The sequence below is a fragment of the Streptomyces sp. NPDC048566 genome (assembly GCF_043199735.1).
GTDB lineage: Bacteria > Actinomycetota > Actinomycetes > Streptomycetales > Streptomycetaceae > Streptomyces.
In genome coordinates this window covers 34,559-58,478 of sequence record NZ_JBICWL010000009.1, presented here as the reverse complement: position 1 = coordinate 58,478, position 23,920 = coordinate 34,559, and the positions used below count along the sequence as shown (strand labels likewise).

At 69.0% G+C, this 23,920-nt stretch carries 17 protein-coding genes; 3 read left to right on the top strand and 14 right to left on the bottom strand.

The window, feature by feature from the left end:
- The first annotated feature begins 261 nt into the window (after positions 1–261).
- Positions 262–1,821 (top strand): FG-GAP repeat protein, encoded by a 1,560-nt coding sequence (locus tag ACGFS9_RS16650; protein WP_393253861.1) that lies wholly within the window; start codon positions 262–264, stop codon positions 1,819–1,821.
- 54 nt (positions 1,822–1,875) lie between these two features.
- Here ACGFS9_RS16650 and ACGFS9_RS16645 read toward each other — a convergent pair whose 3' ends face one another.
- Positions 1,876–2,955, bottom strand: a complete 1,080-nt coding sequence (locus tag ACGFS9_RS16645) for a hypothetical protein (protein ID WP_393253859.1) — start codon at positions 2,953–2,955, stop codon at positions 1,876–1,878.
- Here ACGFS9_RS16645 and ACGFS9_RS16640 point away from each other — a divergent pair.
- Positions 2,948–3,133, top strand: coding sequence for a hypothetical protein (locus ACGFS9_RS16640; protein ID WP_393253857.1), 186 nt, complete (start codon positions 2,948–2,950; stop codon positions 3,131–3,133). The two genes, ACGFS9_RS16645 and ACGFS9_RS16640, sit on opposite strands and share 8 nt — an antisense overlap.
- Positions 3,134–3,482: 349 nt before the next feature.
- On the opposite strand, the gene ACGFS9_RS16635 is transcribed toward ACGFS9_RS16640, so the two are convergent.
- Entirely contained in the window at positions 3,483–4,262 is a 780-nt protein-coding gene (locus ACGFS9_RS16635) for a hypothetical protein (RefSeq protein WP_393253855.1), read from the bottom strand.
- A 190-nt stretch (positions 4,263–4,452) separates the two neighbouring features.
- Here ACGFS9_RS16635 and ACGFS9_RS16630 point away from each other — a divergent pair, with 190 nt between their 5' ends.
- On the top strand, positions 4,453–5,685 hold the full coding sequence (locus ACGFS9_RS16630; protein WP_393253853.1) for a cytochrome P450: 1,233 nt from the start codon (positions 4,453–4,455) through the stop codon (positions 5,683–5,685).
- A gap of 100 nt (positions 5,686–5,785) precedes the next feature.
- Here ACGFS9_RS16630 and tuf read toward each other — a convergent pair whose 3' ends face one another.
- From tuf to nusG, 12 genes are all read right to left on the bottom strand, one after another.
- Positions 5,786–6,979 (bottom strand): elongation factor Tu, encoded by a 1,194-nt coding sequence (tuf, locus tag ACGFS9_RS16625; protein ID WP_393253851.1) that lies wholly within the window; start codon positions 6,977–6,979, stop codon positions 5,786–5,788.
- A 143-nt stretch (positions 6,980–7,122) separates the two neighbouring features.
- Positions 7,123–9,249 (bottom strand): elongation factor G, encoded by a 2,127-nt coding sequence (fusA, locus tag ACGFS9_RS16620; protein ID WP_393253850.1) that lies wholly within the window; start codon positions 9,247–9,249, stop codon positions 7,123–7,125.
- Between the two features lie 39 nt (positions 9,250–9,288).
- Positions 9,289–9,759: a 30S ribosomal protein S7 gene (gene rpsG, locus ACGFS9_RS16615; RefSeq protein WP_003974303.1), complete on the bottom strand. Its 471-nt coding sequence runs from the start codon at positions 9,757–9,759 to the stop codon at positions 9,289–9,291.
- Positions 9,760–9,761: 2 nt separating this feature from the next.
- The gene (rpsL, locus tag ACGFS9_RS16610; protein WP_003948652.1) at positions 9,762–10,133 is read right to left on the bottom strand and encodes a 30S ribosomal protein S12; all 372 of its coding nucleotides are present in this window, start codon (positions 10,131–10,133) and stop codon (positions 9,762–9,764) included.
- 673 nt (positions 10,134–10,806) lie between these two features.
- The gene (locus tag ACGFS9_RS16605) at positions 10,807–14,706 is read right to left on the bottom strand and encodes a DNA-directed RNA polymerase subunit beta' (RefSeq protein ID WP_393253848.1); all 3,900 of its coding nucleotides are present in this window, start codon (positions 14,704–14,706) and stop codon (positions 10,807–10,809) included.
- 114 nt (positions 14,707–14,820) lie between these two features.
- On the bottom strand, positions 14,821–18,306 hold the full coding sequence (gene rpoB, locus ACGFS9_RS16600; RefSeq protein WP_393253846.1) for a DNA-directed RNA polymerase subunit beta: 3,486 nt from the start codon (positions 18,304–18,306) through the stop codon (positions 14,821–14,823).
- A gap of 641 nt (positions 18,307–18,947) precedes the next feature.
- Positions 18,948–19,334 carry a 50S ribosomal protein L7/L12 gene (gene rplL / locus ACGFS9_RS16595; protein ID WP_393253845.1) on the bottom strand — a complete coding sequence of 129 codons (387 nt, stop codon included), beginning with the start codon at positions 19,332–19,334 and terminating at the stop codon, positions 18,948–18,950.
- A gap of 112 nt (positions 19,335–19,446) precedes the next feature.
- The gene (rplJ, locus tag ACGFS9_RS16590; protein WP_393253844.1) at positions 19,447–19,977 is read right to left on the bottom strand and encodes a 50S ribosomal protein L10; all 531 of its coding nucleotides are present in this window, start codon (positions 19,975–19,977) and stop codon (positions 19,447–19,449) included.
- Positions 19,978–20,333: 356 nt separating this feature from the next.
- A complete protein-coding gene (locus tag ACGFS9_RS16585) occupies positions 20,334–21,188 on the bottom strand; it encodes a DUF1396 domain-containing protein (RefSeq protein WP_393253842.1) in 855 nt (284 codons plus the stop codon).
- Between the two features lie 319 nt (positions 21,189–21,507).
- Positions 21,508–22,233 carry a 50S ribosomal protein L1 gene (gene rplA, locus ACGFS9_RS16580; protein WP_393253840.1) on the bottom strand — a complete coding sequence of 242 codons (726 nt, stop codon included), beginning with the start codon at positions 22,231–22,233 and terminating at the stop codon, positions 21,508–21,510.
- 94 nt (positions 22,234–22,327) lie between these two features.
- Positions 22,328–22,762, bottom strand: a complete 435-nt coding sequence (rplK, locus tag ACGFS9_RS16575; RefSeq protein ID WP_016645192.1) for a 50S ribosomal protein L11 — start codon at positions 22,760–22,762, stop codon at positions 22,328–22,330.
- Positions 22,763–22,955: 193 nt separating this feature from the next.
- On the bottom strand, positions 22,956–23,843 hold the full coding sequence (gene nusG / locus ACGFS9_RS16570; RefSeq protein WP_393253838.1) for a transcription termination/antitermination protein NusG: 888 nt from the start codon (positions 23,841–23,843) through the stop codon (positions 22,956–22,958).
- Between the last annotated feature and the right edge of the window lie 77 nt (positions 23,844–23,920).

Here is a 23,920-nt window from a genome sequence, read left to right as displayed (position 1 = left end):
ACACAGGGCCGCCACGACCTCTCCAGATGTCCCGCTACCCCTTCTCACCTGCGGCAAACGAATTCGGCCAGCATCCGATGACCGTGCCGGACGCGTCGCGCACCGTGATCAAGTCGAGATGATCACCGGGATAACCTGCGTCGTCGTTCGCGTGGCCCGGCCCTGATGACAGGCGGTCCGCGCCTCCCTCACGAGACCCTCGGGGCGCTTTCCGGCCACCGGGCGATCTCCGCACGCTCCACAGACGGGTGAAGGACAGTCATGGCCGAAGAGAAGGCAACCAGGCGCCGGCCCAAGCCGTGGCAGGCGGCCGTCGCGCTGCTCGTCTGCGCGGGCGTGGTGACCACGGTCGCCCTCACGGCCGGTTCGGGCGGCGCGGCCAAGCCGTACGACTTCGACGGCGACGGCATACCGGACCTCACCGTCGGCCTGCCCGGCAACACCGTCGGCGGCCACGCGGGCGCCGGATCGATCGTCATCGCCGACGGCACCTCGACCGGCCCGTCGAGCACCTCCGTCCGCATCGACCAGGCATCGCCCGGCGTACCCGGCGACCCGGAAGCCGACGACAGCTTCGGCCAGTCCGTGGCGAGCTGCGACTTCGACAACGACGGATACGCCGACCTCGCGGTCTCCTCCCCGCTGGAGGCCATCGGCAGCACGGAGGGCGCCGGCATGCTCACCGTCCACTACGGAGGGTCGGGCGGCATCTACGACGCGACGACCGAATCGTTCGACGAGGACACCGCCGGCTATCCGGGAACCGTCGCCAAGGACGAGATCTTCGCCTACTCCCTGGCCACCGGCGACGTCAACGACGACGGCTACTGCGACCTGGCCGTCGGCGAACCCCTCGACAACGCGGGCGGCAAGTCCAACGCCGGCACCGTCAAGCTCATGCTCGGCACCCCCACCGGGCTCAACGCCGCCGACACCGTCCAGATCGACCAGGACACCTCCCACGTCCCCGGCACCCCGGAGGCCGAGGACCGCTTCGGCGAACAGCTCGCCATCGCCGACGTCAACGGCGACGGCGTCGGCGACCTGATCTCCGCCACCATCGGCGAACAGATCTCCGGCAGCTCCGACCGCGGCTCCCTGCACATCCTCTACGGCCCCATCGAGAACGGCGCCCCGGCGTCCGGCGGCTACATCGACGCCGGCAACGTCACCGGCATCGGCGAGTTCGCCGGCAGCGCCCTGGCCGTCGGCCACTTCAACGACGACGCCTACGCGGACGTCGCCGTCGGTGTCTCCGACCAGGAGGTCGGCACCAAGGGCGCCGCCGGACGCCTCGCCGTCTTCTACGGAGGCTCCCAGGGACTGTCCGCCGGCAGCCGGGTGAAGCTCTTCGACCAGGACTCCCCCGGCATCTCCGGCGCCCCCGAGACCGAGGACTACTTCTCCTCCTCCCTCGCCGCCGGCGACTTCGACGGCGACGGCACGGACGACCTCGTACTCGGCATGCGCAGCGAGGCGATCGGCTCCGCCACCGGCTCCGGCGCCTCCATGGTCCTCTTCGGCAACGCCACCGGCGGCATCACCACCAAGGGCGCCCTGTGGATCGACCAGGACACCGCCGGGGTACCCGGCACCGTCGCCACGGCCGACCACTTCGGCTGGACCGTCGGCGCCCTCGACACCGACGGCAACGGCCGCGTGGAGCCCCTGGTCGGCGCCCCCGGCAACGCGGCCGGCACCGTCACCGTCCTCAAGGTCAAACCCGGCACCCTGGAGTCCGCCACCGCCCTCGCCGAGAGCGACCTCGGCTTCTCCGCCGGCAGCGACGGGGACGCCTTCGGCATCGCCCTGGCCCACTGAGCGGACCCCGCGCACCCGGCGCCCGGTCCGGAACCGGTCCGCGGGCGCGCTCCCTCATCGCCCGGCCGTCCACCGGTCCCGGGCGACCCGGTGGACGGGCGAAAGCACCGCGAGACCCCCGCAGACGGCCGAGCACCAGAACGGAACCTCGCCCCAGCGCAGCAGGAAGGCGGCCGCCACCAGGGCGGACGTCAGCCAGGCCGTGCGGCTGACCCAGAGGTCGCCGACGGACGCCGGCCTCCCGGCGCCGTCCCCGGTGGTGAGACAGGACGCCGCGTACAGCAGACCCAGCACGCCGACGATCCCCAGGACGATGCCGAGGACCACGTTCCCGGCCGGCTCGTCGGCCGGGTCCGCGCCCGTCGCCTGGCGTTCCCCGGCGGCGGCCACCGCGACGACGTCCCCGCGCCAGACCGTGCCCGTGACCCGGTCCCCGGGCCGCAGCCCGGCCAGCACCGGTTCGTCGTCGCCGAACGACACCTCACCGTCCCAGTACCGCGAGCCCGACAGATTCGCCTTGTAGGTGCGGTTCCTGCCCGATTCCTTGATCTCCGTGCTCACGACGGTGAACGGGACCGGGCGGGTGCAGTCCTGCGGGGCGTCTGCGACGGCACCGGCGCAGGGCAGGGCCGCGCGGAAGGCCGATGCCCGCTCCATGGCCTCCGGAAGCTCGGCGAAGAGGACCAGCGCCGACAGCGCCATTCCGGCCAGCCCGACGATCGCGGAGATCCCGGCGGCGCCGTGACCGGGGTGCCCGGCCGGCCGGGCACCGCGCCGCGCGGGCCCCGCCGCGAACGGGAACGCGGCGCCGCGGGACGCCCAGCGCCGGGCGAGGTGCACCGACCCGGTCACGGCTCCGGCGCCCAGCAGGGCGAGCCCGATCAGGCCGCAGAGGCCCACGGCCTGGTCGAAGAGCAGGGCCGGCGTTCCGTAGCGGGCGTCGAGGGGGTAGAGGTCGCCCTTCCAGGGGCCCGACGCCACCTCGCGCGCCGTGTCGTAGCTGCCTCTGAGGATCGGATCGCGGTCCGGATCGCAGGTGAACGCCTCGTCGCGCATCCTGCCGTCGAGGGGGTCCTTCCAGTGCACGGTGCAGGCCCCGTCCGCCGCCTCCCGGACGACGTCCAGCGTGACCACCGGGTCGTTCCCGGCCGGGCGGTCCGCCACCGTCGCCGCGATCACCAGCGCCGCACCCGCCGACAGCAGCCACCGGGCCCTGACCCGGAACCGCCCCCGCGGCACGCCCTTCCCGGGCCGCCCCGCCTCCGCTCGCACGGACGCCCTGCGCCGCAACGGCTTCGCTCCCACCCCGTGACATCCCGCTTCGTCCTCGTCCGGCACCGACCCTCGACGAGCCAACCCGCGAGCCGGGCAGGCGTCAACCGCCGCCGCCGGGCGACGGTTCGTCCGCCATGCACCAGTCGATGCGTGTTCGCGCGCGCGGCGAGGGGCCGCCCGGCGAGCGGGGCCCTCCCGTCGCCCGCACCGGGACGGCGGGGCGGTCCCGGCGGGCAACGGCAACCGGCGTCGCCGGACCTGACGGCCCGCCAGGCCGCCGGCGTCCGGACCGTCCCGGCGCCGCGGCGGGGCATGGTGGGGTCGGGGCCGGGCGCCGGGCGGCACGGTCCCGCGGGGGCAAAGCGTTGCGCGACCGAGACCGGGGATCAGCCCGGAAAGCGCACCGACCCCAGGATGCGCCCGGTCTCGGCGTGCCCGGTGTAGTCGAGGAACAGCACCCGGGAGAGGGGCAGGTACCAGGCCCGGGGCGAGAAGCGGGAGCCGTCCCGGCAGCCCGCCCCCCACCGGTCGTACCAGGCCTGCCGCGCCCCGACCGGACGCAGACCCGACTCGACGGGCGCGGAGTGCGCGGAGGCGACGCCGTTGAAGGAGCCGTCGGCCGTCGCCGGGCGCACCGGGCAGGGCTGCACGTCGGTGGCCGCGTACCAGCCGCCGGCGCCGCCCGGCGCGTACGGCTCCCCCTCGTAGCCCGCGATCGCGGAGCCCGCCTTGATCTGGAGGCCCGAGCAGCCGAACATCCGGGGCCGGCCGGAGGAGTGCCGGGGTTCCGCGCAGCCGATGCCGTCGCCCTGCCCGACCACCGTCCAGTCCGGCGGTATCGCGAACGACAGGCCCGCGAACCCGGCGCGGGGCCAGGCGGGCGGCGCGGGCGGGGCGGTCGAGGCGGCGACGTCCGGAGAGCGGGTGGCGCCACCGGTGGCCGCCGGCTCCGGCGGGGACGCCGACGCCGGCCGCCCGTCCGCGCTCTCCGAAGCGGCGGCCCGCGCGGACGGGCCGTCCGCGGCGGGGGCGTCCGACCGGGCTTCGGCCGACGCCGGGGCCCGGACCGCCCCCGACGCCGGTCGCCCGTCCGGTGTGCACGCCGTCGCGCAGAACAGGCCGAGGCCGGCCGCGGCGAGCAGGACGGGTCTGAGGCGCTGGGTCATGTGCGGGTCCCCCCGATACGAGCAGATCAGGACGCGTTCCGGCCACCATCCGACAGGTTCCGGCCAGGTGCGTGCCCGCAGGAGTCTGCCAGTCGCAGCCCCCGTCCGGCACCCGCCCGCGACAACATTCCGGCCGCCACCTGGCCCACTCCCCCAGGACACCCCGCCGGCACCCCCGGACAGTGGAACCATGGCTGAACAGACCACGGTGGTGACCGGTCGCCGCCTGCCGCCGGTCCACGACTGGCCCGCGAGCGAACCGAAAGGGACGACGTTCGACCCGGTGCTCGCGGAGTTGATGCGGGAGGGGCCACTCACCCGCATCCGGCTGCCGCACGGCGAGGGCTGGGCCTGGCTGGCCACCCGGTACGAGGACGTCGCGACGATCGCGGGCGACCCGCGGTTCGGCCGGGCCGAGGCGGTGGACCGGCCGATCACGCGTCCGGCTCCGCGACTGGAACCCGATCCCGGCTGCCTCGCCTTCGCCGACGGGCCCGATCACGCCCGGCTGCGCGGCACCGTCGAGGAGGCCCTGTCGGCGTCCGCCGTGGAGCGCCTGAGGCCGCACGCCCAGCAGATGCTCGACGAGTTGGTGGACGCCCTGCTGCACGACGGCCCGCCCGCCGACCTCGTCGAGCGCGTGCTCCGGCCCTTCCCGGTCGCCGTCGCCTGCGAGGTCATGGGCGTGCCCTCCGGGGAACGCCGCCACGTGCACGACTGGATCCGGCGGATCGGGTCGGAGGACGGTTGCCCCGAGGGCGCCCGGTCGGCGAAGGAAGCGCTGTCGGCCCTCTACGAGTGGATCGGCGCCGCGCTCCGCGAGCGGCACGCGGCCACCGGCACCGACGTCCTCTCCCTGCTCGGCGCGGCCGTGGGCCACGGCGACCTCACCGAGGCGGAGGCGGTCGGCATCGCCGGGCCCCTCCAGACCGGCGGTGCGGCCATCACCCATACGTGCGGTCAGATGCTGTTCCTGATGCTGACCGACCCGCCGCTGTTCGAACGGCTGCGCGGCCGGCCCGAGTCCCGGTCCGCCGCCGTCGACGAACTGCTGCGGTACGTGCCGCACCGCGCCGCCGTCGGCCTCGCGCGGATCGCGCTGGAGGACGTCGAGGTGCACGGCGTGCGGATCGAGGCGGGCGAGCCGGTCTACGTCTCCTACCTCGCCGCCAACCGCGACCCGGACGTCTTCCCCGACCCCGACCGGATCGACGTGGACCGGGACGCCCGCGCGCACCTGGCGTTCGGCGGCGGCCCGCACCGCTGCGCCGGCGCCGCCCTCGCCCGGATGCAGACCGAGCTGGTGATCGACACCCTGCTGGACCGGCTGCCGGTGCTGCGGCTGGCCGTCCACGTCGAGCAGGTGCCCTTCCGCCGCGGCACCCTGGTCCGCGGCCCGCGCGCCCTGCCGGTGCGCTGGTGACGGCGGCACGACCCCGGACACGGCGAGAGGGCCCGTACGACCGACGTCGTACGGGCCCTCTGCGGAGCTCGTGAAAGAGCTACCAGGTCAAGCGATCAACTTACTTGTTGATCTTGGTGACCTGGCCGGCGCCCACGGTCCGGCCACCCTCACGGATGGCGAACTTCAGGCCCTCTTCCATGGCGACGGGCTGGATGAGTTCGACCTTCATCTCAGTGTTGTCGCCCGGCATGACCATCTCGGTGCCCTCGGGGAGGGTCACGACGCCGGTCACGTCCGTGGTGCGGAAGTAGAACTGCGGACGGTAGTTGTTGAAGAAGGGGGTGTGACGGCCACCCTCGTCCTTCGACAGGATGTAGGCCTGGGCCTCGAACTCGGTGTGCGGGGTGACCGAACCGGGCTTGATGATGACCTGGCCGCGCTCGACGTCCTCGCGCTTGATGCCACGGAGGAGCAGACCGACGTTCTCACCGGCCTGGCCCTCGTCGAGCAGCTTGCGGAACATCTCGATGCCGGTGACCGTGGTGGTGGTCTTGTCCTGCTTGATGCCGATGATGTCAACGGTCTCGTTGACCTTCAGCACACCACGCTCGATACGGCCGGTGACGACCGTACCGCGACCGGTGATCGTGAAGACGTCCTCGACGGGCATGAGGAACGGCTTGTCGACGTCACGAGCCGGGGTCGGGATGGACTCGTCGACGGCGGACATGAGGTCGAGGACCGACTGGCCCCACTCCTTGTCGCCCTCGAGCGCCTTGAGCGCCGAGACCTTGACGACCGGAAGGTCGTCGCCCGGGAACTCGTACTCGGAGAGGAGCTCACGGACCTCGAGCTCGACGAGCTCCAGGATCTCCTCGTCGTCCACCATGTCGGCCTTGTTCAGGGCGACGACGATGTACGGAACGCCGACCTGGCGGGCCAGGAGCACGTGCTCCTTGGTCTGCGGCATCGGGCCGTCGGTCGCGGCGACCACGAGGATGGCGCCGTCCATCTGCGCCGCACCCGTGATCATGTTCTTGATGTAGTCCGCGTGACCGGGGCAGTCGACGTGGGCGTAGTGACGGCCCTCCGTCTGGTACTCGACGTGCGCGATCGAGATGGTGATACCGCGCTGGCGCTCCTCGGGAGCCTTGTCGATCTGGTCGAAGGCCGAGGCCTCGTTCAGCTCCGGGTACGCGTCGTGCAGCACCTTGGTAATGGCGGCCGTGAGGGTCGTCTTACCGTGGTCGATGTGACCGATGGTGCCGATGTTGACGTGCGGCTTAGTCCGCTCGAACTTCGCCTTCGCCACTGGGGTCCTCCTACGGAGTGGTTCTGTACGCCTTACTCATCGGCGCCAGGTGATCTTTGCTGGGGTGCCGCCCGCCGGGATTCTCCCTCACCGGTCGAATCCCGGCGGTCGGTGTCAAGCCTAAAGCGTGTAAACGGGGTGCGTTACTCGCCCTTGGCCTTCGCGATGATCTCCTCGGCGACGTTCCTGGGAACCTCGGCGTAGGAGTCGAACTGCATCGAGTAGCTTGCGCGACCCGAGGTCTTGCTGCGGAGGTCTCCGACGTAGCCGAACATCTCCGAGAGGGGCACCAGACCCTTGACGATCCGGGCGCCCATCCGCTCCTCCATGGCCTGGATCTGGCCACGTCGGGAGTTGATGTCGCCGATGACCTCACCCATGTAGTCCTCGGGCGTGGTGACCTCGACGGCCATCATCGGCTCCAGGAGCACGGGCGAAGCCTTGCGCGCGGCCTCCTTGAAGGCCTGCGAACCGGCGATCTTGAACGCGAGCTCGGAGGAGTCGACCTCGTGGTAGCCACCGTCGAGAAGAATGACGCGGACGCCCGTCATCTCGTAGCCGGCCAGGATGCCGAACTGCATGGCCTCCTGCGCACCCGCGTCCACCGAAGGGATGTACTCCTTCGGGATGCGGCCACCGGTGACCTTGTTCACGAACTCGTACGAGGCGTCGCCGCCCTCGATCGGCTCGATCGCGATCTGCACCTTGGCGAACTGACCGGTACCACCGGTCTGCTTCTTGTGGGTGTAGTCGTGACGCTCGACGGCCTTGCGGATCGTCTCGCGGTACGCGACCTGCGGCTTGCCGACGTTGGCCTCGACCCGGAACTCACGGCGCATGCGGTCGACCAGCACCTCGAGGTGCAGCTCGCCCATACCGCCGATGATGGTCTGGCCGGTCTCCTCGTCCGAGTGGACCTGGAAGGAGGGGTCCTCCTCCGCGAGACGCTGGATGGCGACACCCAGCTTCTCCTGGTCACCCTTGGACTTGGGCTCGATGGCGACCTGGATGACCGGCGCCGGGAAGTCCATGGACTCCAGGATCACCGGGCTCTTGTCGTCGGACAGCGTCTCACCGGTGGTGGTCTGCTTCAGGCCCATGACGGCGACGATGTCGCCGGCGCCCACCGACTCGATCTCCTCACGCTTGTTCGCGTGCATGCGGTAGATCTTGCCGATGCGCTCCTTCTTGCCCTTGACGGAGTTCAGCACCGCGGTGCCGGACTCCAGGCGGCCCGAGTAGACCCGGACGAAGGTGAGCTTGCCGAGGTGCGGGTCGCTCATGATCTTGAACGCGAGCGCGGACAGCGGCTCCTCGTCCGACGGCTTGCGCTTGATGACCAGCTCCGGGTCCTTGACGTCGTGGCCCTCGATGGCCTCGACGTCGAGCGGAGTCGGAAGGTAGCGCACGACCGCGTCGAGCAGGGGCTGGACGCCCTTGTTCTTGAACGCGGTACCGCAGAACACCGGGGTCACCGTGGTGTCGCTGGACTTGCCGGACGCGATGGTGATGCGACGGATCGCGGCGTACAGCTGCTCCTCGGTGGGCTCCTGGCCCTCCAGGAACAGCTCCATGATCTCTTCGTCGTTCTCGGCGACACCCTCGATGAGCTTGCCGCGGTACTCCTCGGCAGCCTCGACGTGCGTGGCCGGGATGTCGACGACGTCGTACATCTCGCCCTTGGCGGCCTCGGCGGACCACACGAGCGCCTTCATGCGGACCAGGTCGACAACGCCCTGGAAGTCCATCTCGGCGCCGATCGGGAGCTGCATGACCAGCGGCTGAGCGCCCAGGCGGTCCGAGATCATGTCCACGCAGCGGTGGAACTCGGCGCCGGTGCGGTCCAGCTTGTTCACGAAGCAGATGCGCGGCACGCCGTAGCGGTCGGCCTGACGCCACACCGTCTCGGACTGCGGCTCGACACCCGCGACACCGTCGAACACCGTGACGGCACCGTCGAGGACGCGGAGCGAACGCTCCACCTCGACCGTGAAGTCGACGTGCCCGGGGGTGTCGATGATGTTGATCGTGTAGTCGTTGTCCTCGAGCGGCCAGTGACAGGTGGTGGCAGCAGAGGTGATCGTGATGCCACGCTCCTGCTCCTGCTCCATCCAGTCCATGGTGGCAGCGCCGTCGTGGACCTCACCGATCTTGTAGCTGACGCCGGTGTAGAAGAGGATCCGCTCGGTGGTGGTCGTCTTGCCCGCGTCGATGTGGGCCATGATCCCGATGTTGCGGACCTTGGCCAGGTCAAGTGAAGTGGTAGCCATAAGGCTTCAGTCTTCTCTCGGTCTCGATGTGGGTAGCGACTACCAGCGGTAGTGCGCGAAGGCCTTGTTGGACTCGGCCATCTTGTGGGTGTCCTCGCGCTTCTTCACAGCGGCACCGAGGCCGTTGGAGGCGTCGAGAAGCTCGTTGAGCAGACGCTCGGTCATCGTCTTCTCGCGACGGGCGCGGGAGTAACCGACGAGCCAGCGCAGCGCGAGCGTGTTGGCGCGACCGGGCTTGACCTCGATCGGCACCTGGTACGTCGCACCGCCGACGCGGCGGGACTTGACCTCGAGGGTCGGCTTGATGTTCTCCAGCGCGCGCTTCAGCGTGATGACCGGGTCGTTGCCCGTCTTCTCACGCAGACCCTCCATGGCGCCGTAGACGATGCGCTCGGCGGTGGAGCGCTTGCCGTTGAGCAGCACCTTGTTGATGAGGGAGGTCACCAGAGGAGAACCGTAGACCGGGTCGATGATGACCGGGCGCTTCGGGGCGGGGCCCTTACGAGGCATTCTTACTTCTCCTTCTTGGCGCCGTAGCGGCTGCGGGCCTGCTTGCGGTTCTTGACACCCTGGGTGTCCAGCGAACCGCGGATGATCTTGTAGCGAACACCCGGCAGGTCCTTCACACGGCCGCCGCGCACGAGCACGATGGAGTGCTCCTGCAGGTTGTGTCCCTCACCCGGAATGTAAGCGGTGACCTCGATCCCGCTGGTCAGACGCACACGCGCGACCTTACGCAGGGCCGAGTTCGGCTTCTTCGGGGTGGTCGTGAACACACGCGTGCAGACGCCACGGCGCTGGGGCGAACCCTCGAGCGCGGGCGTCTTGTTCTTCTCGACCTTGTCCTGCCGGCCCTTCCGGACCAGCTGCTGGATCGTAGGCACTACTTCTCCGGTTTCTGTGTGCCGAATGGTGAAGCTAACCTGGAACATCGCCGACCCACGCGGTCGGGTGTGTCGAATACTGCAGACTCTCGCCGCGAGGCGAAAGGAGCGCAGATTACGGTGGCCGCTGACGACTCATGCTGCGGTTCGAAGGCACGCACCAGAGCCAGGGCACACCCCAGGCACAAGGTCTGAGGGTACCTACCTCACGGACTTCGGTCAAAACAAATGCCGTGACGCCCGACACGCCGGACTTCTCCGCCCCCATTCTGGGCGTTTCCGGACCCCGCCGCAGCTTCTCGCCCCGCCGGCACCGCCCCGGGCCACCCGCGCGCAGCCGCGGACGGGCCCCGCCGACCCGGCGGCTGCGCCCCTCGGCGCCCCGTCCGCCCCGCGCCCCGCGCCCCGTGCACGGGCCCGCGCCCCGCGTGGCCCCGTGCACGGGCCCGCGCCCCGCGTGCCCCGTGCCCCGTGCCCCGTGCCCCGTCCGCCGGCGACGCCGCAGGCCGCCGCTGTACCGGCTCCCGCGGCGGCCCCGGCACCCGGTGACGGCGCCCGGGCCACGGCGCGCCCGCGGCACCGCGGGACGCCGTCACGGGGCGGGGCACGCGGAAGGGCGGTCACCCCCACCGGGGATGACCGCCCTCCTGTCCTACCGCCTAGCGCCTAGCGCTCACTGGTTGTACGGACCGTAGTCGTAGTCCTCCAGCGGGACGGCCTGGCCGGAGCCCGTGCCGAACGGCGAGTAGTCGATGTCGTCGTAGCCGACGGCCGAGTACATCGCGGCCTTGGCCTCCTCGGTCGGCTCCACCCGGATGTTGCGGTAGCGGGACAGACCCGTACCGGCCGGGATGAGCTTACCGATGATGACGTTCTCCTTGAGGCCGATCAGGGAGTCGGACTTGGCGTTGATCGCCGCGTCCGTCAGAACCCTGGTCGTCTCCTGGAAGGACGCCGCCGACAGCCACGACTCGGTCGCCAGCGAGGCCTTGGTGATACCCATCAGCTGCGGACGGCCGGAGGCCGGGTGGCCGCCTTCCTGGACCACACGACGGTTCTCGGTCTCGAACTTCGAGCGCTCGACCAGCTCGCCGGGCAGCAGCTCCGCGTCGCCCGACTCGATGATCGTCACCCGGCGCAGCATCTGCCGGATGATGATCTCGATGTGCTTGTCGTGGATCGACACACCCTGCGAGTTGTAGACCTTCTGGACCTCGCCGACCAGGTGGACCTGGACGGCACGCTGACCCAGGATGCGCAGCACGTCGTGCGGGTTGGTGGCACCCACGGTGAGCTTCTGGCCCACCTCGACGTGCTCGCCCTCCGACACCAGCAGACGGGCGCGCTTCGAGATCGGGAACGCCGTCTCGTCGCTGCCGTCGTCCGGGGTGACGACGAGCTTCTTGGTCTTCTCGGTCTCCTCGATCCGCACGCGGCCGGAGGCCTCGGAGATCGGGGCGACACCCTTCGGGGTACGGGCCTCGAAGAGCTCGACGACACGGGGCAGACCCTGGGTGATGTCGTCACCGGCCACACCACCGGTGTGGAAGGTACGCATCGTCAGCTGGGTGCCGGGCTCACCGATGGACTGGGCGGCGATGATGCCGACCGCCTCACCGATGTCGACCAGCTTGCCGGTGGCCAGCGAACGGCCGTAGCACATGGCGCAGGTGCCGACGGCGGACTCGCAGGTCAGGACCGAGCGGGTCTTGACCTCCTCGATGCCGTGCTTGACGAGCTCGTCGATGAGGACGTCGCCGAGGTCGGTGTTGGCCGGGGCCAGCACCCTGCCGTCGACGGTGATGTCCTCGGCCAGCGCACGTGCGTACACGCTGGTCTCGACGTTCTCCGTCTTGCGCAGCACGCCGTCCTCGCCGCGCTCGGCGATGGCCAGGCGCAGACCGCGGTCGGTGCCGCAGTCCTCCTCGCGGATGATGACGTCCTGCGAGACGTCCACGAGACGACGGGTGAGGTAACCCGAGTCGGCGGTCCGCAGGGCGGTGTCCGCCAGACCCTTACGGGCACCGTGCGTGGAGATGAAGTACTCCAGCACGGACAGGCCCTCACGGAAGGACGCCTTGATCGGACGCGGGATGGTCTCGTTCTTGGCGTTCGACACCAGACCACGCATACCGGCGATCTGACGCATCTGCATCATGTTGCCTCGGGCGCCCGAGTTCACCATCATCGAGACCGGGTTGGTCTTCGGGAAGTTCGCGTTCATCGCCTCGGCGACCTCGTTGGTCGCCTTGGTCCAGATCGCGATGAGCTCCTGCGTGCGCTCTTCCTTGGTGATCAGACCGCGCTCGTACTGCTTCTGGACCTTCTCGTCCTGGTCCTCGTAGCCCTTGACGATGCCGCGCTTGGCCTCGGGCACGACGATGTCGGAGATGGCCACGGTGACACCGGAACGGGTCGCCCAGTAGAAGCCCGCGGACTTCAGGTTGTCGAGCGTCGCCGCCACGATGACCTTGGGGTAGCGCTCGGCGAGGTCGTTGACGATCTCCGAGAGCTGCTTCTTGCCGATCTCGTAGTCGACGAACGGGTAGTCCTCGGGCAGCAGCTCGTTGAAGAGCGCGCGGCCCAGGGTCGTCCGCAGGCGGAAGGTGTCACCCTGCTGCCACTCCGGCTCGCCCTCCTCGCGGGCCGGCGGGGTCCAGCCGCGCGGCGGGATGGTGCCCACCGGGAAGCGGATGTCCACGCGCGACTGCAGCGAGAGTTCGCCGGCGTCGAACGCCATGATCGCCTCGGCCACGGAGGCGAAGGAGCGGTCCTCGCCCTTCACGTCCCGCAGGTCGCCGTCGGTGGTCAGGAAGAACAGACCGAGGACCATGTCCTGGGTCGGCATCGTGACCGGGCGGCCGTCGGCCGGCTTGAGGATGTTGTTCGAGGACAGCATCAGGATGCGGGCCTCGGCCTGCGCCTCCGCGGAGAGCGGCAGGTGCACGGCCATCTGGTCACCGTCGAAGTCCGCGTTGAACGCGGTGCAGACGAGCGGGTGGATCTGGATGGCCTTGCCCTCGACCAGCTGCGGCTCGAAGGCCTGGATGCCGAGGCGGTGCAGCGTGGGCGCACGGTTCAGCAGAACCGGGTGCTCCGCGATGACCTCTTCCAGGACGTCGTACACGACCGTGCGGCCGCGCTCGACCATCCGCTTGGCGCTCTTGATGTTCTGCGCGTGGTTCAGGTCCACCAGGCGCTTCATCACGAACGGCTTGAAGAGCTCCAGCGCCATGGCCTTCGGCAGACCGCACTGGTGCAGCTTCAGCTGCGGACCGACGACGATCACGGAACGCGCGGAGTAGTCCACACGCTTGCCGAGCAGGTTCTGGCGGAAGCGGCCCTGCTTGCCCTTGAGCATGTCGGACAGCGACTTCAGCGGACGGTTGCCGGGGCCCGTCACCGGGCGGCCGCGGCGGCCGTTGTCGAAGAGCGCGTCGACGGCCTCCTGGAGCATGCGCTTCTCGTTGTTCACGATGATCTCGGGGGCACCGAGGTCGAGAAGGCGCTTCAGGCGGTTGTTGCGGTTGATCACACGGCGGTACAGGTCGTTCAGGTCGGAGGTCGCGAAGCGGCCACCGTCCAGCTGCACCATCGGACGCAGGTCCGGCGGGATGACCGGCACGCAGTCGAGCACCATGCCCTTGGGGCTGTTGCTGGTCTGCAGGAACGCGGAGACGACCTTGAGGCGCTTGAGCGCACGGGTCTTCTTCTGGCCCTTGCCGGTGCGGATGATCTCGCGGAGGCGCTCGGCCTCCTCGTCCAGGTCGAAGGACTCCAGGCGCTTCTGCAGCGCCGCGGCACCCATCGAGCCGTCGAAGTACGTGCCGAAGCGGTCACGCAGCTCGCGGTAGAGGAGCTCGTCGCCCTCCAGGTCCTGGACCTTGAGGTTCTTGAACCGGGTCCACACCTCGTCGAGACGGTCGATCTCGCGCTGCGCGCGGTCGCGCAGCTGCTTCATCTCGCGCTCGGCGCCCTCGCGCACCTTGCGGCGCACGTCGGCCTTGGCGCCCTCGGCCTCCAGCTCGGCCAGGTCGGTCTCGAGCTTCTTGGCGCGGGCCTCCAGGTCGGCGTCGCGGCGGTTCTCGACCTGCTGACGCTCGACGGAGACGTGGGCCTCCAGCGAGGGCAGGTCGCGGGTGCGGCGCTCCTCGTCCACGTACGTGATCATGTACGCGGCGAAGTAGATGACCTTCTCGAGGTCCTTCGGGGCGAGGTCGAGCAGGTAGCCCAGCCGCGACGGAACGCCCTTGAAGTACCAGATGTGGGTGACGGGAGCGGCCAGCTCGATGTGGCCCATCCGCTCGCGGCGCACCTTGGCGCGCGTGACCTCGACGCCACAGCGCTCACAGATGATGCCCTTGAAGCGGACGCGCTTGTACTTGCCGCAGTAGCACTCCCAGTCCCGGGTCGGACCGAAGATCTTCTCGCAGAAGAGTCCGTCCTTCTCGGGCTTGAGGGTGCGGTAGTTGATGGTCTCGGGCTTCTTGACCTCGCCGTGGCTCCACTGACGGATGTCGTCAGCGGTGGCCAGACCGATCCGGAGCTCATCGAAGAAGTTGACGTCGAGCACTATGCGTCAATCCCTCTCAGGGTTGTAAGTCTTAGGGGTCTGATACGGGGGTCCTGGGGCCGGCGGGCCCTGATCACCGTTTCCACAGGTGGCCAGGGCCCGGCCGGACTCCCGTCAGACCTCTTCGACGCTGCTCGGCTCGCGCCGGGACAGGTCGATGCCGAGCTCCTCCGCCGCGCGGAAGACGTCCTCGTCGGTGTCACGCATTTCGATGGACATACCGTCGCTGGACAGGACCTCCACGTTGAGGCAGAGGGACTGCATCTCCTTGATGAGCACCTTGAAGGACTCGGGGATGCCGGGCTCAGGGATGTTCTCGCCCTTGACGATGGCCTCGTAGACCTTCACGCGGCCGGTGACGTCGTCGGACTTGATCGTCAGCAGCTCCTGGAGGGCGTAAGCGGCGCCGTACGCCTCCAGCGCCCACACCTCCATCTCACCGAAGCGCTGACCACCGAACTGGGCCTTACCACCCAGCGGCTGCTGGGTGATCATCGAGTACGGACCGGTCGACCGGGCGTGCAGCTTGTCGTCGACCAGGTGGTGGAGCTTGAGGATGTACATGTAGCCGACCGAGATCGGGTCCGGGAACGGCTCACCCGAGCGGCCGTCGAACAGCCGCGCCTTGCCGGACGGGAGGACCAGGCGGTCACCGTCGCGGTTGGGCAGGGTGTGCTCGAAGAGACCGGCCAGCTCGTCCTCACGCGCACCGTCGAAGACGGGGGTGGCGACGTTGGTGCGCGGCGGGACCTGGTCGGCCGAGATGGCCTGGAGGCGCTGCGCCCAGTCGTCCGCGAGCCCGGAGACGTCCCAGCCGCGGCTGGCGAGCCAGCCGAGGTGGATCTCCAGGACCTGTCCCGGGTTCATGCGGGACGGGACACCCAGCGGGTTGAGGATGATGTCGACCGGGGTGCCGTCCTCCAGGAACGGCATGTCCTCGATCGGCAGGATCTTCGAGATGACACCCTTGTTGCCGTGGCGGCCGGCGAGCTTGTCACCGTCCGTGATCTTGCGCTTCTGCGCCACGTAGACACGAACCAGCTGGTTCACGCCCGGCGGCAGCTCGTCGCCTTCCTCACGGTCGAAGACGCGGACACCGATGACCTTGCCGATCTCGCCGTGCGGGACCTTCAGGGAGGTGTCGCGGACCTCGCGGGCCTTCTCACCGAAGATCGCGCGCAGCAGGCGCTCCTCCGGCGTCAGCTCGGTCTCACCCTTGGGCGTGACCTTGCCGACGAGGATGTCGCCGGCGACGACCTCGGCACCGATACGGATGATGCCGCGCTCGTCGAGGTCGGCGAGGACCTCCTCGGAGACGTTCGGGATGTCCCGGGTGATCTCCTCGGGGCCCAGCTTGGTGTCACGGGCGTCGACCTCGTGCTCCTCGATGTGGATCGAGGAGAGGACGTCGTCCTGTACGAGGCGCTGCGACAGGATGATCGCGTCCTCGTAGTTGTGGCCCTCCCACGGCATGAACGCCACGAGCAGGTTCTTGCCGAGCGCCATCTCGCCGTTGTCGGTCGCGGGACCGTCGGCCAGGACCTGGCCCTCGATCACGCGGGCGCCCTCGTCGACCACGACCTTCTGGTTGACGGAGGTGCCCTGGTTGGACCGGGAGAACTTGTGCAGGCGGTACGTGGTGTACGTGCCGTCGTCGTTGGCGGTGGTGATGTAGTCCGCGGAGACCTCCTGGACCACACCGTCCTTCTCCGACTTCAGGACGTCACCGGCGTCGACCGCGCAGCGGTACTCCATGCCGGTGCCGACCAGCGGCGCCTCGGACTTGATGAGCGGCACGGCCTGGCGCATCATGTTCGCGCCCATGAGGGCACGGTTGGCGTCGTCGTGCTCCAGGAACGGGATCATGGCGGTCGCGACCGACACCATCTGGCGCGGCGAGACGTCCATGTAGTCGACGTCGTCACCGGGGACGTAGTCGACCTCTCCGCCACGGCGGCGGACCAGGACGCGGGCCTCCTCGAAGCGGAGCTCGTCCGTCAGCGGCGCGTTGGCCTGCGCGATGACGAAGCGGTCCTCCTCGTCGGCCGTCAGGTAGTCGACGTCGTCGGTGACGACACCCTCCGTGACCTTGCGGTACGGGGTCTCGACGAAACCGAACGCGTTGACCCGGCCGTAGGAGGCGAGCGAGCCGATCAGGCCGATGTTCGGGCCTTCGGGGGTCTCGATCGGGCACATGCGGCCGTAGTGCGACGGGTGCACGTCACGGACCTCGAAGCCCGCCCGCTCACGGGAGAGACCACCCGGGCCGAGCGCCGACAGGCGGCGCTTGTGGGTGAGACCCGACAGCGGGTTGTTCTGGTCCATGAACTGCGACAGCTGGCTGGTGCCGAAGAACTCCTTGATGGAGGCGACGACCGGCCGGATGTTGATGAGCGTCTGCGGCGTGATCGCCTCGACGTCCTGGGTCGTCATGCGCTCGCGGACGACGCGCTCCATACGAGCCAGACCCGTGCGGACCTGGTTCTGGATGAGCTCGCCGACGTTGCGCAGACGACGGTTGCCGAAGTGGTCGATGTCGTCGGTCTCGACGACGATCGACGTGCCGTTGTCACCGACGGTCTCGGTCTCGCCGGCGTGCAGCTTCACCAGGTACTTGATCGTCGAGATGATGTCCTCGACGGTCAGGATGCCGGCGTCGAGCGGGGCGTCGCCGCCCAGCTTCTTGTTGACCTTGTACCGGCCGACCTTGGCGAGGTCGTAGCGCTTCGGGTTGAAGTAGAGGTTCTCCAGAAGCGTCTGCGCGGCCTCGCGGGTCGGCGGCTCGCCCGGACGCAGCTTGCGGTAGATGTCGAGCAGCGCGTCGTCCTGGCCCTGGGTGTGGTCCTTCTCCAGGGTGGCGCGCATGGACTCGTACTCGCCGAACTCCTCCAGGATCTGCTCGGTGGTCCAGCCGAGAGCCTTCAGGAGAACGGTGACGGACTGCTTGCGCTTGCGGTCGATGCGGACACCGACCATGTCGCGCTTGTCGATCTCCATCTCCAGCCAGGCGCCCCGGGACGGGATGACCTTGGCGGAGAAGATGTCCTTGTCGGACGTCTTGTCGATGGAGGAGTCGAAGTAGACACCCGGCGAGCGGACCAGCTGCGACACCACGACACGCTCGGTGCCGTTGATGACGAAGGTGCCCTTGTTGGTCATGAGCGGGAAGTCGCCCATGAAGACCGTCTGGGACTTGATCTCGCCGGTCTCGTTGTTGGTGAACTCGGCGGTGACGAAGAGCGGGGCCGCGTACGTGAAGTCGCGGTCCTTGCACTCGTCGATGGAGTTCTTCGGGGGCTCGAAGCGGTGGTCGCGGAACGTCAGGGACATCGACCCGCTGAAGTCCTCGATCGGGGAGATCTCCTCGAAGATCTCCTCCAGACCGGACTTGGTGGGGACGTCCTGTCCGCTGTCCAGAGCCGCCTCGACACGAGCCTTCCACGCGTCGTTGCCGAGCAGCCAGTCGAAGCTCTCGGTTTGCAGCGCAAGAAGGTTCGGAACCTCGAGGGGCTCCTTGATCTTTGCAAAGGAGATGCGCAGCGGGGCGGTGCTGGCGCCGTTGTTCGTATTCGCGGTCGAGGCAGTGCGCGAGGCGGCCAAGAGGGGGTCCTTCCGAGGGCTCGGACTCACTACGCGCGTACCGGTCCCATGTCGGACACAGCATCGAACCTTTCCCTGTCAGGCCACGTAAGGCCACGTCAGAGATGGTCCGATCGTCGATGCTCCAGCATGGGTATGCCCCTGGTGACGGGCAGGAGGCAGCTAACAGGCAGCGCAAAGGGTCAGTGTAGCCACTCGGCCCACTGATGTCCAGTCCCGGTTTTTGAGACCCTCTTGTTCGTCCTCAACACCTGCCGCAAGCCATGCCCTCGATGCACCTCGATACTGCCCTCTTCGCCGCCGATCCATGCCTCGGATACGGATCGTTGTGACGACGCGTCCTGAGAATTGCGCGCTGCGTGCGGTTCGTCAAGGCCCCCCAGGCCCGAACCGTGTGCCGCGATCGTCACGTCCCGCCCGTCCCCCGGCCCGTTCCTCTGCCTGTCAGAGGGCCGCGGGAGGCACAACGAAGATCACCATACTCGTCGTGACCTGCAGTGCAAGGCAGCCGCTTCGAGAACCCCCGGCAACGCCGAAGAGCGACCACCCAGTTGGGTGATCGCTCTTCGGTGCGTCGGCGTTACAGCGCTACGAGAGCGGCTGTACCGGCTTCACAGGAGCCCTTGAGGGGCTCCGTCGAGTTACTTGACCTCGACGGAGGCGCCGGCGCCCTTGAGGGACTCGGCGGCCTTCTCGGCGGCCTCCTTGGCGACCTTCTCGAGGACCGGCTTCGGAGCGCCGTCGACGAGGTCCTTGGCCTCCTTCAGACCCAGCGAGGTCAGCTCACGCACGACCTTGATGACCTGGATCTTCTTGTCGCCGGCACCCGTGAGGATGACGTCGAACTCGTCCTGCTCCTCGGCGGCGGCGGCGTCGCCACCACCCTGGGCCGGACCGGCGGCAACGGCGACGGCCGCGGCGGCGGTGACGTCGAACTTCTCCTCGAAGGCCTTCACGAACTCGGAGAGCTCGATGAGGGTCATCTCCTCGAACTGCGCGAGCAGGTCTTCCTGGCTGAGCTTCGCCATGATGGGCGATCCTTCCACTAATTCGGCTGGTGCCGGGATGTACTGGTGAGGCGGGCGTACGTTCGGCCCGCTACGACCGTCGCCTCAGGCGGCGGTCACTGCGCGAGCCGAATTACTCGGCACCGCCCTGCTCGGCCTGCTTGGCACGAAGCGCCTCCGCGGTGCGGACGAACTTCGAGGGGAGCGCCTGGAAGAGCTGCGCAGTCTGCGTCTGCTTGCCCTTGAAGGCACCCGCCAGCTTGGCGAGCAGAACCTCGCGGGACTCGAGGTCCGCAAGCTTCTTGATCTCGTCGGCGGACAGCGCCTTGCCGTCAAGGACACCGCCCTTGATGACGAGGTTCGGGTTGTCCTTGGCGAAGTCACGAAGACCCTTCGCCGACGTCACCGGGTCACCGGCAATGAAGGCGACCGCCGTCGGACCGTTGAACAGGTCGTCGAGCGTGGAGATCCCGGCCTCGTTGGCCGCAATCTTGGTCAGCGTGTTCTTCACCACGGCGTACTGGGCGTCTTCACCGAGCGAACGACGCAGCGTCTTGAGCTGCGCCACGGTGAGACCCCGGTACTCGGTCAGCACGGCGGCGTTCGAGCTGCGGAACTGGTCCGCGAGCTCGGCTACCGCGGCAGCCTTGTCGGGCCTTGCCATAAGCGTGGCCTCCTTCCGGGTGATGAGGACCGCTCAGAAGGGCCGACACAACAAAACGCCCCGGCGCAGGCGCACGGGGCGTAGCTCGACCGGATGATCCGCACACTGGGCGGCACGGTCCGGGAGCATGTCCACAGTCACCTGCGCGGGTCGTCCACTGTTCCAGCGGATCCTTCGGCCACCACGCCCTCTTGCGAGTGCGGGGCAACGACCAGCGGTCTTTGGCTTCTGGAGGAGAGTACGCGAAGGCGACTCCGTCAAGCAAATCCGGCCGAACGGCCCAGCGCACCGGTCGACCCCCGGTGCGCCGGGGCGGCGGTCCGTCCACCGCCCCGGCGGGCGGACCGCCGTCCGGATCAGCCCTCCTGCAGCTCCTTCATCATCGCGGCGAGGTCGGTCACGTCCTCGGCGGGCGGGGCCTTCACGGTCACCGGCTTGTTGTAGTCGAGGAAGGTGACGGTCATGTCGAGCGGGCCCTTGTCGGCGTCGCCGCGCATGCGGAACCGCTTGGTGCGGTCGTCGCCGTCGATCCACGCGTCCATCGTGAGGGTGTCGACACCCATCTCCTCGTACGCGGCGAGACTCTTCTCCCGCTGCTCGCGCACGGCCTTGTCCTCGCCCTTGAGCGTGTCGCGGAAGTCGTCGAGGGTGACCGAGCCCGCGTAGTGCGTGGTCTTCGCGCCCCCGACGGTCTCGGTGCCGACCTTGCGCACGTTCTTCGACCCGGTGAGCAAGGTGGACTCGGCCGCCGGGTTCTTGTCCGCCTGGCCACCGAGCCGGTCCGCGCCCATGCCCTTGCCGGCACCGGCGGACGACATGTCGAACTTGATCCAGCTCTTGCCGTCCATCTCCTCGGCCGCCGCGGCGCCGCCGCCGATGTACAGGGCGCCGTCCACCACCCGCATCTCGACCGGACCGTCGGAGTCCGCCGCGCTCGACGTCATCTTCATGCTCATGGCCAGCGGCTTCATCGTCATCGCCGCCTCGCCGTCGACCGTGCCCTCCTCGGGGACCTTGCCGGTGATCCGGTAGCGCAGCGAGGTGATCTCGTCGGTGTTCTTCGCGGCCTTCGCCACCGCCGCGGCGGGCGTCATCTCCGGCGACTCGTCGGCCCCCCGGGAGCAGGCCACCGCTCCCCCGCCGAGAACGAGCGTCGCGAGGACCGCGGTGGTGGCGCCCCGACGTACCGAGGTGTGCGGAACATGCCTCATGGATTCCCCCCAGGAAACTGATGAGCGATTCACAGATTCGATGCGCCATGAACATACCCGAGGGGTCTGCCGGCGGTCCTCGGGGTTTTCCGTCCGCCCGGCCACCGCGGTGCCGGACCGCTTCGGAGCGGCCGTGTCCGCCGCCCCGGGAGGCCGGGCGGCGACGGAGCCGTTCCGGGCCCGCACGAGGGCGCTGCCGGTCCGCCACCGCGGGCCGGCCGGACGGGTCCGGACACGAGGACGGGCCCCGCACCTCGAAAGATGCGGGGCCCGTCTCGAAGACGCGTGCGCGACGCGGTCACCGGGGTGAGCGGAGGGCTCAGACGGCGGCCGGGTCCTCCTCGACGAGGAGGTTGCGGGTGCGGTTGGGGTCGACGGGGACGCCGGGGCCGATCGTCGAGCTGATCGCGGCCTTCTTGATGTAGCGGCCCTTGGCGGCGGACGGCTTCAGACGAAGGATCTCGTCGAGGGCCGCACCGTAGTTCTCCACCAGCTTGGTGTCGTCGAAGGACACCTTGCCGATGATGAAGTGCAGGTTCGAGTGCTTGTCGACGCGGAACTCGATCTTGCCGCCCTTGATGTCGGTGACGGCCTTGGCGACGTCGGGGGTCACGGTGCCGGTCTTGGGGTTCGGCATGAGACCACGGGGACCGAGCACGCGGCCGAGGCGGCCGACCTTGCCCATGAGGTCCGGGGTGGCGACGACGGCGTCGAAGTCCAGACGGCCCTTCGCGACCTCGTCGATCAGTTCGTCGGAGCCGACGATGTCGGCGCCCGCGGCCTCCGCGGCCGCAGCACGGTCACCGGTCGCGAAGACCAGGACCCGGGCGGTCTTGCCGGTGCCGTGCGGCAGGTTCACGGTGCCACGGACCATCTGGTCGGCCTTGCGCGGGTCGACACCCAGGCGGAAGGCGACCTCGACGGTGCCGTCGAACTTGCTCGTGGAGGTCTCCTTGGCGAGACGGACGGCCTCGAGCGGGGCGTACAGCTTCTCCCGGTCGACCTTGGCGTCCGCAGCGCGGAGAGACTTGCTGCGCTTGCTCACTACTGCTCCTGATGTGTTCTGAGGAGTCGTGGTGTGGGCCGAGCAGGCCCTGCCACGTGCGGCCGGAGCCGCGGATTTCCTACGAAGGTGGGTGTCAGCCCTCGACCGTGATGCCCATGGAACGGGCGGTGCCGGCGATGATCTTCGACGCGGCGTCCAGGTCGTTGGCGTTGAGGTCGGGCATCTTGGTCGTGGCGATCTCGCGGACCTGCGCCTCGGTGATCTTGGCGACCTTGGTCTTGTGCGGCTCCCCGGAGCCCTTCTCGACACCCGCGGCCTTGAGGATCATCTTGGCGGCCGGCGGGGTCTTGGTGATGAAGGTGAAGGAGCGGTCCTCGTAGACCGTGATCTCCACCGGGATGACCCAGCCACGCTGCGACTCGGTCGCGGCGTTGTAGGCCTTGCAGAACTCCATGATGTTGACGCCGTGCTGACCGAGCGCGGGGCCGACCGGCGGAGCCGGGTTGGCCGCACCGGCCTGGATCTGGAGCTTGATGAGCCCCGTGACCTTCTTCTTCTTGGGAGGCATTCCGGGTCCTCTTTCGTTTTCGCCTTCCTACGTCCGAGTCGCCCCGGACGGCTGCCTCCAGACGGACCAATGATCCGGATGGAGGCATACCGCACAACGATAACGGGTATCCATGCGCGGCCAAAAACCGAGCAGGTCAGACCGGCTGCGACAGCCCGTCTGACCTGTTCGGAAGACGTACGTCCAGAAGGTGCTAGTTCTTCTGGATCTGGTCGAAGGAGAGCTCGACCGGGGTCTCGCGGCCGAAGATCTCGACGAGGCCCTTGACCTTCTTCGAGTCGGCGTTGATCTCGTTGATCGTGGCCTGGAGCGTGGCGAACGGGCCGTCGGTGACGGTGACGGAGTCGCCGACCTCGAAGTCCAGCACCTGGACCTCGACCTTGCGCTGCGGCGCCGGCTTGCCCTCGGCCTCGGCGGCCTCGCGGGCGGCCTTCTCCTCGGCCTCCGGGGCGAGCATCTTGACGATCTCGTCCAGGGTCAGCGGGTACGGGTCGTAGGCGTTGCCCACGAAGCCGGTGACGCCGGGAGTGTTGCGCACGACGCCCCAGGACTCGTTCGTCAGGTCCATGCGGACCAGGACGTAGCCCGGGAGCTTGTTCTGCTTGATGGTCTTGCGCTCGCCGTTCTTGATCTGCGCGACCTCTTCCTGCGGCACCTCGGCCTGGAAGATGAAGTCCTCGACGTTCAGCGAGACGGCACGCTGTTCGAGGTTGGTCTTCACGCGGTTCTCGTAACCGGCGTACGTGTGGATGACGTACCACTCGCCCGGGAGCGTGCGCAGCTCCTCGCGCAGGGCGGTCACGGGGTCGACGGGCTCGGCCTCTTCCTCGGCCTCGGCGGCCTCGGGGGCGTCGGCATCGGCATCGGCATCGGCCGCTGCGGGCGCGTCCTCGTCCGCGTCGTCCGCGGCGTCCGCACCGGACTCGTCCTCGACGTGCAGGGCCGCGTCCTCGGCGGGCTCGCCGGCGGCGGCATCGGCAGCCTCGAACTCGTCCACGACGTCCGCTCCCTCGACGATCTCGAGCTCGTCGTCAACGGACTCGACCGACTCGGAGGCGCCGTTCAGGTTCGGGTCAGACACGGTGGCTGCTTCTTCCTGGTTACATGGGGGTGGAACACGCGAAAGGGGCGCCGGTGACGGCGCCCTTCGCTCTCGGC